Genomic DNA, 13,242 nt, shown 5'->3' on the forward strand with positions numbered 1-13,242 from the left:
TCACAAACTGGCAGCCCGTAGGGGAATCGAACCCCTCTTTCCAGGTTGAAAACCTGGCGTCCTAACCGATAGACGAACGGGCCAGCGTTGTGCGTGGCGCGGTAAGTAGGCAAATCCTCGGGGGGGCGCAAGAGGTTTTTTCGACCCGTGACACAGATTTTTCATGTGCCGCGGCGTGGATCTCAGTCCGCCAGCGCGGCGTCCTCCAGCCGAAGCTGAACCGACTGGCGGCCGTTCCAGATATTGACCTCGAGCCGCCCCGCCAGATGGACCCGGGCGCCGCCATGGCCTTCGAGAAACGGACCGAGCGGGCCGTCGAAGGCGCCGAAGGCGATGGCGCCGATGCGGGCGCCCAGCCCGTCGCCGAAGCTGATCTTAAGATGCGACTCGCCCACCCGGCGGACATGCTGGATGGCGCAGTCGGCAAAGGCAAAGCGGGGGGCGGGAGCCCCGGCACCGAAGGGCCCCGCGCGCTCGATCTCGTCGATCAGCTCGACCGTGGCGGCGCCCGGCATCAGCAGGGCATCGAGCCTCAGATCGGCCGGTCCCATCGTTCCCGCACCCTGCCGGGCCAGAAGCTCGCCCAGCCGCACCATGGCGGGCTCCAGCCGGTCGCGTGCGACCGTCAGCCCCGCCGCCATCCGGTGCCCGCCACCCTTGACGAGCAGCCCCTCGGCGGCAAGCCGGTGGATCGCAGCGCCCAGATCGACGCCTGAAACCGACCGGCCGGACCCCTTGCCCTCGCTGCCATCGAAACCGATCACCACGGCGGGGCGGTTGGTGGCCTCTTTCAGACGGCTCGCGACGATGCCGACGACGCCCGGATGCCAGCCCTCGCCCGCGGCCCAGACCAGAGGACCCTCGGTGCCGCGCGCCTCGGCCTGGTCGAGGGCTGCGGCCCGCACCGCGGCCTCGATCTCGCGCCGCTCGGTGTTGAGCTGGTCGAGCCGTTCGGCCAGCGCCGCGGCCTCGTCGGGGTCGGCGGTCGCCAGCAGCCGCGCGCCCAGATCGGCCTGGCCGATCCGCCCGCCCGCATTGACCCGGGGGCCGAGCAGGAAGCCCAGATGATAGGGCGTGGGGGCACTGTTCATCCGCGCCACGTCGGCCAGCGCCACCAGACCGGGGCGCTGGCGCCGGGCCATGATCTTCAACCCCTGGCGCACCAGCGCGCGGTTGACGCCGGTCAGCGGTGCGACGTCGGCCACGGTGGCCAGTGCCACCAGATCCAGCGATTGCAGCAGGTCGGGGCCGCGCAGCCCGCGCTCGCGCATCTGCCGGTTCACCTCGACCAGCAGCAGGAACACGACGCCAGCGGCGCAGAGATGGCCAAGGCTGCCATCCTCGTCCTGCCGGTTGGGGTTCACCACGGCCAGCGCGGGGGGCAGCGTCTCGGCGCCGAGGTGGTGATCCAGCACCACGACATCGGTGCCACCGGCCGCGGCGATGGGCTCGTGGCTGAGCGTGCCGCAATCGACGCAGACGATCAGATCGTGATCGCGCGCCAGGGCCTGCATCGCGGGCACGTTGGGGCCATAGCCCTCGTCGATGCGGTCGGGGATATACAGCGTGGCGCCGTGGCCCATGGCGCGCAGCCAGGTCAGCAGCAGCGCCGCCGAGGCGCCGCCATCGACGTCGTAATCGGCAAAGACCGCGATCCGCTGGCGCCCGATCAGCGCCTCCAGCAGCCGTTCGGCGGCCCGGCCCATGTCGCGCAGCGACAGAGGGTCGGGCAGCAGGTCCTTGAGGGTCGGGTCCAGAAAGGCGGGCACCGCCTCGGGCGCCACCCCGCGCCGGGCCAGCACGGCCGCGACGGCGGGCGACAGCAGGGCGGTCTGCGCCAGAGCCTCGGCCTGGCGCGCCTCTTCCTCCGACGGGCCGACCCAGCGCCGCCCGGTGGCCGATGTCTCGACCCCGAGATACGCGCGCGTCATGCCTTACTTGGTGGGGTTGCGGTAGAACATCCGCCGCACCGACCCGGTCTTCGACCGCATCAGCAGGGTTTCGGAGGTCAGATACCCTACCTCGCGCTTGATCCCCGGCAGAAGCGACCCGTCGGTGACGCCGGTCGCGGCGAAGATCACATCGGCCTGCACCAGGTCGTCGCGGGCATAGACCCGGTCCAGATCGGTGATCCCGGCCTTGGCCGCCCGGCCGCGCTCGTCGTCGTTGCGGAACAGGAGCTTGCCCCACATCTGCCCGCCCATGCATTTCAGCGCGGCGGCGGCCAGAACGCCCTCGGGGGCGCCGCCCGAGCCCATATACATGTCGATGCCGGTGCGGCCGCGATCGGCGCAATGCATGATGCCCGCGACATCGCCATCGGTGATCAGCCGGATCGCGGCGCCGGTCGCGCGGACCTCGGCGATCAGGTCCTCATGCCGGGGGCGTTCGAGGATGCAGACGGTGATGTCGTCGGCGCCGCCGCCCTTGGCCTCGGCCAGAACCCTGACCCGTTCCGAGGGCGACATGTCGAGCGTGACCAGATCCTCGGGATAGCCCGGCCCGATGGCCAGCTTTTCCATGTAGACGTCGGGGGCGTGCAGCATGGTGCCGCGCGGACCCATGGCGATCACCGCCAGCGCGTTCGGCATGTCCTTGGCGGTCAGCGTGGTGCCCTCCAGCGGGTCGAGCGCGATGTCGACCGCCGGGCCGTCGCCGGTGCCGACCTCTTCGCCGATGAACAGCATCGGCGCCTCGTCGCGCTCGCCCTCGCCGATGACCACGACGCCCTTGATGTCGAGTTCGTTCAGCCGCCGACGCATTGCATCCACCGCCGCCTGGTCGGCCGCCTTCTCGTCGCCGTGGCCGATCAGCTTGGCCGAGGCCATGGCCGCCGCTTCGGAGACCCGAGCCAGCCCGAGGGACAGCATCCGGTCGTTGAAATCGACAGGGGGGTTCTTGGTCATGGGAATGCCTTTTGGGACAGGAAATTTCTGTTGCACCCATCTAGCCCCCCGCTCCCTGCAAGGGCAAGGGGGCGCGCCGACGCGGTCGGCTGGGTTGCGCCGGGCGCGCGGCTGTTGACAGCCCGCGCGCGGCGCGGCTTCCATGGCGCATGTGCGGACGCTTCGCGATCACGATGCCGACAGAGGCGATGGCCGAGCTTTTCGGGGCGGTGCCCGGCAACGATCTTCCCGGCGGCCCCGATTACAACATCTGCCCCACCGACACGGTGGCCGCCGTGACCTCGGCCGAGGGGCTTCGGCGGCTGCGCCCGATGCGCTGGGGGTTCCTGCCGCATTGGTACAAGACGCCGACCGACGGGCCGCTTCTGATCAATGCCCGCGCCGATTCCGTGGCGCAGAAGCCCGCCTTCGCCGCCGCCGCGCGCCAGCGGCGCTGTCTGATCCCGGCTGCGGGCTTCTATGAATGGCAGAAAGGGCCGCAGGACGCCCGGCTGCCCTGGTACATCGCGCGCAGCGACGGCGCGCCCCTGGCCTTCGCCGCGATCTGGCAGGACTGGGAGCGCGACGGCCACAGCCTCACGACCTGCGCCATCGTCACCACCGAGGCCAACCGGGCGATGCAACCGGTCCATCACCGGATGCCGGTGATCCTCGACCCCGACGACTGGCCGCTCTGGCTGGGCGAGGCGGGGCATGGCGCGGCGGCGCTGATGCGTCCGGCAGACGATGGGGTGCTGTCTTTGCATCGGGTCGGGACGGCGGTGAATTCGAACCGCACTGACGGCCCCGAACTGATCGAACCGCTCGAGGCATGATCCCTCAGCCGGTCTCGCCGGGCCAGGTCCAGCGGCGGTCCATCTCGTCGAAAAGCGCCTTCAGGGCCTTCAGCTGGGGCGCCGGGCCGCGCGCGGCCATCTCGGTGACCAGCCGCGGCAGCAGCCCGCAAATATCGGCATAGCGGATCAGTTCAAGCGCGCGGTCGTGGCGGTCGAATTCGCTGGTGCGGGGGGCGGTCAGTTCTTCCAGAGACCGCGCGGCCCGCTTTGGCCAGACCGGGGCGGCCGCGGCCACCGGCTCGAAACAGGCGGCGGCACGGGCGCGGGGCAGACGGTTCAACAGCGCGGCGGCAACGGCGCGATGCAACTCGGGCGTCTGGCCGCGTGCGATCAGGCGCAGCACAGGGGCAGGGACAGGCCCGTCCAGCCGGACCAGCGCCCGGATCTCGGTATCGCCGGGCGCGAAGGCCGCGCCCGCGAAGATGCGCTCGGCCTCGCTCTCGACCCGGCCGGGATCGGCGGCCAGCGCCTCGGCCAAAGCCGCGAAATCGGGCTTGCCGGGATGGCCCTCGACCAGCCCGCTGACAAGCCGCGGGACGTCGCTGGACCGGGCGAGCCAGTCCAGCAGATCGCGTGCCAGAAGCGGCAGATGCGCGGGCACCGCGAGAAAGCTCTTGTCGGTCCGCGTCGCAGCCCGCAGCACGGCGCGCCCCAGCGTCGCGCCGGTCAGAACCCGCACCAGCCGCAGCCCGGAGGGCGATTGCAGCATCGGAGATGTCTCGACTTCGGGCAGGCCATGCGGGCGATCCTGGCAAAGCGCGTCGAAATCGTAGAACGCTGCGCCAAGATCCACGCCCTCGGCCGCGATCAGCTTGGCATCCACCTCGCCAGAGGCGATCAGGCCGAACGGCCCGATCTCGCGCCAGCCGGAGGGCGGGGGCACGATCATCCCGGCCAGGGTCAGCCGCCAGAGCCAGTGATCCTGCCAGGGCGTCTCGACCGGCAGCGGCCGGGTCAGGTCGGGCCATTGCCCGACCCGCGCCAGCGCGTCCCAGCCCATCGCCGAGACCTGTTCGAAATCGGCCTCGTCGAAGGCCAGTTCCATCGCATCCTGCAGGCGGCGGTCATTCAGCACCGCGCCGCCATCGCTATCGGGGGCGATCCAGTCGGCCAGGCGGGGCAGGGGATCTGCTGCGGCCGCCGCGTCTTCGGGCGGGAAGAGGTTCTGCATCGGCGGGTGCCGAATATCGCGGCGCCGGTTGACCACCACGAATTCGGACGCCTCGTGCAGGTCCGGCGGCGCGGACGCGCGGGGCGGGGGCATGGCGCGGGCGCCGGTCTGGCGCATGCTGCGCAGATCCTCCGCCTCGCGGGCCTCGCGGGCCAGATCTGGCGGCAGCGCGTCGATCTCGGCGCGCGACAGGGCCCCGGCCTGAGGCGCGAAATGCTTCAGCAGGGCGCGGACGGACAGGCGCATCACCTCAAGATCCTCGCCCGCCAGCGACAGCACCGCGCCCGCGCGCTCGGGATGGGCGCGCAGCCAGTCGGTATCGCCCTTCAGCGCCTGCAGATAGGCGGCCTCGTCGGGCAGGCCGTCGGCCTGATGCCGGGCGATGGCCGCGTCCAGCACCCGCAGATGGGAGGGCTCGGGCCGGCTCAGCATCATCGGCAGCATCACCCGGCGCACGTCGCGGCGGTGGCGGATGCGGGTGCCGCCCGGTTCGGTGCTGACCAGCCAGACCTGTTCGCCCAGCGCCCTGAAGGCGGCGGCGGCATGGCCCGGCGGGCTCAGGTCGACCCCGACCGCGGGCGCGATCACCTCGGCCAGCAGCGGTTCGGTCACCTCGCGCAGCAAGAGCCCCGGATGGGCCAGCGCCTTGATCGCGTCGCGGTCCAGCCCCTCGGGCAGGCCACGCACCCTGAGCCGGTCGAGAAACCGGCTGTAAAGCGTCCGCAGGACGGTTTCGGCAGGCATCCCGGCCAGACCCTCGCGGCCGAGATCGTCGATCACCCGGGCGCGGTCCTTCGCGGCAAGCCCGTCCAGATGGCGCCCGGTCAGCAGCAGGTGCAGCGGATGCCCGCCCACCGCCGCGACCAGCGCCGCCCGGGCCGGTTCGGGCAGTTCGGGGCAGCGCAGCGCCAGAAGCTCCCGCGCGTCTTCGGCCGCAAGCGCGGCCAGATCCAGCCAGGCGTCGAACCAGAGCGCGCGCAGGCGATCGTCGACCGGCGGCGCGGTGCGCCCCGAGGCGATGGCGGTGACCGCGCCCGGGCCTTCGCCGGCCAGCGACGCCAGCCGGTCGAGCCAGGCCAGCAGCCGGTAGAACAGCGTGAAGGTCGGGCTTTCGGCAAAGGCGTCGCGCATGTCCTGCGCGGTGATTTCCTCGATGGTATCCAGCACCACGGCGAAGGGCCGGGGCCCGGCCTCGGTCAGGATCGCGCGGGTATCTTCCAGCAGCAGGTCGGCCGCGCTGATGGTGGCCTCGCCGGTCATCGACTGGCGTTCCAGCGCGCGATTGCCGCGGGCGGCCGACAGCGGCCCGGCCAGATCGGGCGCCTGCATGCCGATCTGGCGGGTGACCTCCTCGGTCCAGGCGACCGGCCCCCCATGGGCCAGCGTCGTCTTGTCGAAATCGAAGCTTATGACCCAGCGCGGCGGCACCAGCCCGTCAAGCCGGGGCCTCAGATCGGCCAGAAAGGCCGATTTGCCCATGCCGGGCGAGCCGGTGATCAGCATCACCCGCGCGAGCCGCCCCGGATCGCCCGCCAGCGTTTCGGCCGGGGCGGGCGCCGCGGCCCCGGTCATGAAGGCCAGCGCCGCTGTCCGTTCGTCGGTGCGCCCGGACAGCGCGCGCGGCAGCACCAGCTTGCGCCGCGCCGCCTCGGCCAGCTCGAGCGAGCGGCGATAAAGCCCCATCTCGAAGGCGCGGACCTCGGCGCGGCGGTCGGCCGGGACCAGCGCCTGAGCCAGGATCGCCGCGCTGATTGCGGCGCGCAGCCGGGGCTGGCGGTCGTCGCCCTCGGGGCACAGCGCGTCGGCGTCGAGCGGCCCTGTCCCGGTCAGGCAGGCTTTCAGCGCGTGGCCGAAGGCGTCGTCCTTCAGGGGCGGGCGCTTGCGCCAGAGCCGCGCCAGCAGATCGGGCTGGCGGACCAGCGCCTTCAGGGTCTGGGCGCGCTCGGCGGTGTGCATGGTCCAGAGGATGTCCCCGTCGCGAACCACCTCGTGGCAAAGGGGCGCGAGCTGGCCCAGCGCCTCGGCGCGGCTGGCGGCATCGGTCGCGGCATAAAGGAACCGCGCCGGGGCGAAGGGGCCGGACAGCGCGGCATGGGCGATGGCACGGCGGGCTGGATCGGTCATGGCGCGCCGCCCGTGCCCAGAAAGGCCTTTTGCGCATGGCGGGTCAGCAACCGTGCCAGCGCCTCGGTCGGGCAGCCGGGCGGCACCATGTCATCCCCGGCCGCCAGCCCGGCCTCGGCCAGATCGCGCAAGAGCGCCGCCAGCCGCGGCGAGAATTCGTCGGGCGGCATGTCGCGGGTCAGAACCCCCTCGATCCAGGCGTTCAGCTCGGCCGGGCCGGGGGGCGCGGCCAGGTATTCGACCAGCGTCGCGTCCTGCAGATCGCCCAGCCCCTCCAGCCGCTTGGGCAGTCCGGCCAGCACGATCCTCAGCCGGGGCTCGCTGACCGCGCGGCGGTAAAGCGCGACCAGATAGTCCGATGCGCCCCACTGGGTGCCGATCGGGTCGGCGTCGATATCGTCGATCATCAGCCAGACCGTCTTGCCCGGCGCTGCCGTCAGCAGCGCCTGCACCGTGCGGTCGACCAGCACCCCGGTCGCATCGGCATCCAGCGTGGTCTCGCCCGAGGCGCCGGGCAGCTCGACCCGGGCCTCTGGACCCATCAGCCCGACGATCCGGCGCGCGGTGACGAAGGGGTCGGGGTCGATCTGCGAGGTCTCTATCAGCAGGACATGGTGGCGGTCGGGCGGCAGGCAGGCGGACAGTACCCGGTGGGTGAAGCTGCGCCCGATCCGGGGCCGCCGCGCGCCGGTCTGGTCGGGGCCGGTCAGCACCGCGATGATGCGCGCCCGCCCGTCGATCGCGCGGTGGATATGCTCCTGCAACTGGGTCCGCCCCAGGATCGGGAGGGCGCGGCCCGGGCTCCAGTAAAGCCGGGGCGGGGTCCGGACCAGTTCCGCTGTCAGCGCCGCCCCGGCATGGCGCGCGATCAGCGCCAGCGGGATCGCCCGGTTCACCCGGTCGCCGCCCAGCGCGCCCGCCTCGAACCCGGCATCGTGCATCGCGACCGGCCGCTTGTCGCCGTCAAGCACAAGCCCCCCCGAGGACCCGTGCAGCGCGTTCATCAGGTAGTGGATGCGGGGCGGCATCGGGTCCGCGTCGATCCCCAGGCCCTGCGGCGCGGGGGCACGGACATTGCCGACCACCTTCATCGGCTGGCCTTTCGGAAACTGCCACAGCTCAAGCCCCACGCCCACCGCGGGCGGGGCGGGGGCGGCGGCGATGTCGTAATGCCCGCGGGCATGCCCGGGCCGTCCGTCAAGCCGGAGGATCGCATAGTCGAGATGACCGGCCAGCGCGGCGGCGGTTTCGGCACTGGCGCCCGGCACGCTGGGGCTGGCGGTGAAAAGCCAGTCGGGACTGCCCCGGATATTGACCGGCGGCACCAGTTCGCGCTGGCCCATGTGATAGTCGAACCGCACCAGCGGCACGGCGTCAGGCTTTGGCGTCCCGGTGACCGGATCGAGCAACCCGGCCACGACATGGTGGTTGGTCAGCACCAGATGCGGGCCGATCAGAAAGCCCGATCCCAGCTCGTCGGCGATGGTCTTGCCGGGTGAATTCGGGTCGGGCCTTTCGCTGAGGATGAGACAGCAGCGCCGCAGCGCGTTCATCGTGCCGGTGGTGACGTCCAGCGCGGCGGCGAAATGCTGATGCGCATTGACCATGCTTTGCAGCTCGGGTCGGGCGTCGTCGCTGACCCCGGCCGAGAGATCGGAGAACTTCTGGAACACGAAGGCGACCAGCCAGCCATCGGCATTGGCCCGCTCCATCGCCGCGGCGAAATCCATCCGGTCGCGCTCGGCTCCGGCGGGCAACGGGTCGATCTGGTTGCGGGTCTCGGCCAGCTGCATGAAGCTCGGGGCCCGGTGCCGGGCGCCGATCTCGTCGAAGGCGGTCTCGAAGACGCTGCGCGAGACCCGCAGGCCCCGCGCAAGGCGCATGATCGCCGCCGTCGGAATGGCGTCGGGCATCGCCGTCAGATCCAGGCGGCGCCGGGGATCGGCCCAAGGCTGCTCTGGTCCACCCGTCCCAGCGCATGGGCCTTGTTGGCGGTCAGGGGCGCGCCGCTGAAATGCAGCCCCGCGACCGAGGGCGTCGCGGTGAACTGCACCAGCACCGAGCCCGAATTGCCGCCGAGCGTGGTGCAGTCATGGCTGGCGGCCCAGCCCTCGCTGTCGCCCGGCAGCATGCCCGGCCCCTGAATGACCCGGCCGGGCGCCACGTATTTGCGCCCGTAATCGGTGCCGAAGATCTCGCGCAGGCGATTGCCGATCTCGCGGCTGACCGCGCCGGTCGCGGGGTCCACGAAGGCCGACCGCCCCGGCCGGGCGGGATAGCCGATCACCACCATATCGGCCGCCTCGTCCATCTGCCGCGCCAGCGGCAACGCGCGCGGCAGGCCCGGGGCGGTCGCGTCAAGGCTCAGCAGCGCCATGTCCAGATGGCCCAGCCGCTCGACCCCGTTGATCGGATCGGGCCCGGCCATGACGACGCCGGTCAGGGCATGGCGCTGGCTGCCATCGGCGGTTTCGGAAAAGTCGATGGTGACCGCCCCGCGGCCCAGCCGCCAGAGACTGCCGCCGGGACCCGCCAGTTCGTCGGCGCAGGCTTCCAGCACATGGCGGTTGGTCATCACCCGGCCGCCGCCGATCAGGAAACCTGTGCCGATATGGGTGCCGTCAAGGTCGATCCGCCCGACCGAGCGGGTCCAGTCCGGCAGGTCGACCACCAGCCCGAGGAAGGGCGCCCAGTCGCCCGCCAGCGGGTCGTCGGTATCGACGCTGCCGTCGATCACCCGGAAGGCGGGGCGGTCCTGGATCCGCACAAGCGCCTCGAGCGTGATGCGGCCGGGCAGGTCCAACTCGTCCAGCCGGTTCTCGGCCGCCATGCGGATCACCTCCTCGGCGCCTTCCAGCATCCGGGCCTGCGCGTCGCGGTCGCCAAGCCCGGTGGCCTGCAGCCGGTCGAGACTGGCGCGGGTGCGCGCCATCAGCCGCCCCGCGCCCTCGCCCGCAAGGCGCGCCCGGGCCTCGTGCTCGGTCAGGTTCGCGCTCGATTCCGCAGTGCCGGGCTGGCCTGCCGCCAGCAGCTTCGCATATTGCGCCGAGGGGCCGGTGGCCGCGATCAGCGGCGGCGTGAAGGCGCCCGCGTCGGACCGCGCGGCCAGCCCGCGCATGACCGGCTCGGGCATGTGGCGGACAAGACCGGCGCTGGGGCGCGGGCTCGCCGTGGTCTCGACCGCGACACCGGCGGCCCGGTTCTCGCGCAGCCAGGCGTCGTTCAGCAGATAGACCGCCTCGGTTCCGACCCGGGGCCAGTCGCCGTCGCCCATCTCGATGGCGTCAAAGCTGTCCTCCAGCGCGGCAAGGATCGCATCGTCGTCGGGCGGGGGCGCGGATTCGGGGGCCGCGAGCGGGCTGATGCGCGACAGGTCGAGCCGCAGAAGCGCGTCGGCATCGACGATGCCCGCGCCCATGCCCTGCGGCCAGCCCGCGGGCCGCCGTGCCGTTGCCTTAAGAGCCGTGCGGAAGAGGTCGGTGACGGTGATGCCGATCCGCGCGGCCTCGTCGCGGACGCGCTGGCGCCCCAGATGCTGGACCCAAAGCGCGGCCACGCCCGCCGTCAGCGCGGTCGCGAAGGACGTGCCCTGACTGGGCTCGGTCGTGCCCTGACCGTTGTCGCCGGGCTTGCGGCGCGCGACGCGGACATTCTCGGCCGGGGCGGCGGCGGCCACCTGGCGGCCGCGGCTGGTGCCCTTCCAGGGCTTGTCCAGATGGTTGGTCCCGGCCATGCCCACCACGTTCGGGTCGCGCGCGGGGTAGACCACGATCGGCTGCACGCAATTGCCCGCAGCCGAGACGATCACGATCCCGGCCTGCGCGGCCGTCCGCAGCGCCGCCGCCATCGCCGGGGAATAAAGCGCGCCGCCCAGCGACATCGAGATCACGTCGGCGCCCGCATGCACCGCATGCAGGATCGCCCTGGCCACCGGCGTCGGGTCGAGCCCCAGAACCACCGCGTCGAGACAGCGGATCGGCGCCACCTTCGCCCCCGGCGCGGCGCCGAAGACCCGGCCCGCCGCGCGGCTGGCCACGGTCGAGGAGGTCGCGGTGCCATGGCCCGGATTGCCCATGGCCGTCGACAGCGGATCGGTCGGGTCGGCGGTGCCGGTCAGGGTGTTCCAGGCGTGTCCCAGATCCAGCGCCCCCGCCAGTTCGGGATGGTCGGCGACCCCGGTATCGGGCTGGGCCACCAGGACGCCCTGCCCGGTGATGCCGCGCGCCCAGACCGGCTTGACGTTGATCGCGCTTACCGCCCAGTCGTCGGGCAGCGCCTCGTCCTTCGCCACCCAGCAGGTGAGGGTGAGAAAGGCATCGGCCACGCTTTCGACCCGCTCGGGGTCCTCGGGCGCGCCGACGAAGCTGGCGCGGATGTCCGGCACCGCCGAGACCAGCTGCATCTCTTCGACCAGCGTGTCGGCCGCGTCGAACAGCGCCTCGGGCGAGACCCGCCGCCGCACCCCGGGAAACTGCAGCACCAGAAATTGCGGCAGCAGCGGGTCGAGCGGCTCAAGGCTGAAATGGTCGCCTCCCAGCATCCCCGCAAGGCGCGTGCGCTGGGCGTCGCAATCGGGCGGCGACGCGTATTCGAGCGTGAACCTCAAGCGATCCGGCGGCAGGCCGGGTTCGGCCTCGGGCGCCGCGACCGATTGCGCGGCAACAAGCAATTCCAGCGTCATCAAAAAATCCCCCCTGAAATCCCCTGCGGAAAGTATGCGCGCGAAAGCCCCAAAAACCAAGACTGGCTTCGGGCGGCGGGTGCCGCCCCTTGCGCCGCCGCGCGGTTTCCGCTACCTCGGCAGGCTTCGTGCGTCAGGGAGTCCCGCCATGTCCGCCCCGCTTGCCTCCGCTCCGCTTGCCATCGACTTCGGAACTTCGAACTCGGCCGCGGCGATGCTGGCCGGGGGTCAGGTCCGCAGGCTGGCCATCGAGCCCGGCGCCGAGACCCTGCCCACCGCCATCTTCTTTCCCGAGGACCGGTCGGCGATGCGGATCGGTTCGGCCGCCGCCGAGGCGCTGATCGCGGGCGAGGAAGGGCGCTACATGCGCGCGCTGAAAAGCGTGCTGGGCACGCCGCTCTTTCACGAGGCGCGCCCGATCGGCGGCAAGCGGCGGACGCTGGCCGAGATCGTCACCGGTTTTCTGGCCGAGCTGAAGGCCCGGGCCGAGGCCGATGCGGGCACCCGCTTCGACCGGGTCCTGTCGGGCCGTCCGGTGCATTTCCACAGCGCCGATCCGGCCCGCGACGCCGCCGCCGAGGCCGATCTGCGCGGCTGCTACGAGGCGGCGGGCTTTCGCGAGGTGGGTTTCCGCTTCGAGCCCGAGGCCGCGGCGCTGGCCGCCCGCGCCGATGCCCGGGCGGACGAGCTGGGACTGATTGTCGATATCGGCGGCGGCACCTCGGATTTCTCCGTCTTCCGCGCGGCGCCGGGCGGCATCGAGATCCTCGCCAGCCACGGGATCCGGCTGGGCGGCACCGATTTCGACCATGCCGTCTCGATGGCCCATGCGATGCCGCTGCTGGGGCTTGGCGGCGACCTGCGCCGCAGCTTCGGCGAGGGGCTGTTGCCGGTGCCGAAGGCGATCTATGTCGATCTGTCGACCTGGGCGATGATCCCCTTTCTTTACACGCGCGAGACCGAACGGGCGGTGGCCGACATGGAACGCCACGCGGTCGACGCGGCGGCGATGGGGCGGCTTGGCCATGTGATCGGCGCGCGGCTGGGCCACGAACTGGCCTTCGCGGTCGAGGCGGGCAAGATCGCGGCCAATGGCGGCGGTGCGGCCGCGCGGATCGAGATGGGCCGGATCGAACGCGGCCTTGGCGCCCCGATCACGGCGGGCTCGCTGAACGCGGCGCTCGCGCCTTGCCGCGAGCCGCTCAGGATGGCGATCTATGAAACCCTGATGCTGGCCCAGGCGCGCCCCGACCAGATCGGCGCGGTGGTGCTGGTCGGCGGGTCGAGCCTGATGGGGCTGGTCGAGGCCGAGGCCCGCGCGGTCTGCCCCGGCGCCGCGCTGCGCCGGTCCGAGGCCTTTACCGCCGTCGTCGACGGGCTGGCCCTGGCCACCGCCGAGGCCTGACGCGGCGGCCTGTTCGCCGGGCGTTAACCTTCTCATTTCCGTCATGTGTCGCTGCTAGGGCTGGCTTCGGCCCCGAAAGGGGGTGCGCAGGGGGTCGCGGGGGGCGGTCCTCGCAACGG

General features: G+C 72.0%; 7 protein-coding genes and 1 tRNA gene. 2 read left to right on the top strand and 6 right to left on the bottom strand.

From position 1 onward, the window contains the following. Positions 1-8: 8 nt before the first annotated feature. The 3 genes from DSD19_RS15095 to glpX form a co-directional block, all read right to left on the bottom strand. Positions 9-83, bottom strand: a tRNA-Glu gene (locus DSD19_RS15095). Positions 84-182: 99 nt separating this feature from the next. Beyond that, positions 183-1,931: a single-stranded-DNA-specific exonuclease RecJ gene (recJ, locus tag DSD19_RS15100; RefSeq protein WP_113670180.1), complete on the bottom strand. Its 1,749-nt coding sequence runs from the start codon at positions 1,929-1,931 to the stop codon at positions 183-185. 3 nt (positions 1,932-1,934) lie between these two features. Further along, a complete protein-coding gene (gene glpX, locus DSD19_RS15105) occupies positions 1,935-2,906 on the bottom strand; it encodes a class II fructose-bisphosphatase (RefSeq protein WP_113670181.1) in 972 nt (323 codons plus the stop codon). 149 nt (positions 2,907-3,055) lie between these two features. On the opposite strand from glpX, the gene DSD19_RS15110 reads away from it, so the two are divergent. Next, entirely contained in the window at positions 3,056-3,721 is a 666-nt protein-coding gene (locus DSD19_RS15110) for an SOS response-associated peptidase (RefSeq protein ID WP_113670182.1), read from the top strand. Between the two features lie 4 nt (positions 3,722-3,725). Here the strand turns inward: DSD19_RS15110 and DSD19_RS15115 are convergent, their stop codons facing one another. The 3 genes from DSD19_RS15115 to DSD19_RS15125 are packed head-to-tail and all read right to left on the bottom strand — an operon-like array spanning position 3,726 to position 11,718. After that, positions 3,726-7,037 (bottom strand): hypothetical protein, encoded by a 3,312-nt coding sequence (locus DSD19_RS15115; RefSeq protein WP_113670183.1) that lies wholly within the window; start codon positions 7,035-7,037, stop codon positions 3,726-3,728. Further along, the gene (locus DSD19_RS15120; protein ID WP_113670184.1) at positions 7,034-8,950 is read right to left on the bottom strand and encodes a serine protease; all 1,917 of its coding nucleotides are present in this window, start codon (positions 8,948-8,950) and stop codon (positions 7,034-7,036) included. The genes DSD19_RS15115 and DSD19_RS15120 overlap by 4 nt, the downstream gene beginning before the upstream one ends. Before the next feature lie 5 nt (positions 8,951-8,955). Next, positions 8,956-11,718, bottom strand: coding sequence for a S8 family serine peptidase (locus DSD19_RS15125; protein ID WP_113670185.1), 2,763 nt, complete (start codon positions 11,716-11,718; stop codon positions 8,956-8,958). 148 nt (positions 11,719-11,866) lie between these two features. On the opposite strand from DSD19_RS15125, the gene DSD19_RS15130 reads away from it, so the two are divergent. After that, a complete protein-coding gene (locus tag DSD19_RS15130) occupies positions 11,867-13,123 on the top strand; it encodes an Hsp70 family protein (RefSeq protein ID WP_113670186.1) in 1,257 nt (418 codons plus the stop codon). Positions 13,124-13,242 lie beyond the last annotated feature (119 nt).

It is taken from the genome of Rhodovulum sp. BSW8, assembly GCF_003314725.1.
GTDB classification, from domain to species: Bacteria; Pseudomonadota; Alphaproteobacteria; order Rhodobacterales; family Rhodobacteraceae; genus Rhodovulum; species Rhodovulum visakhapatnamense.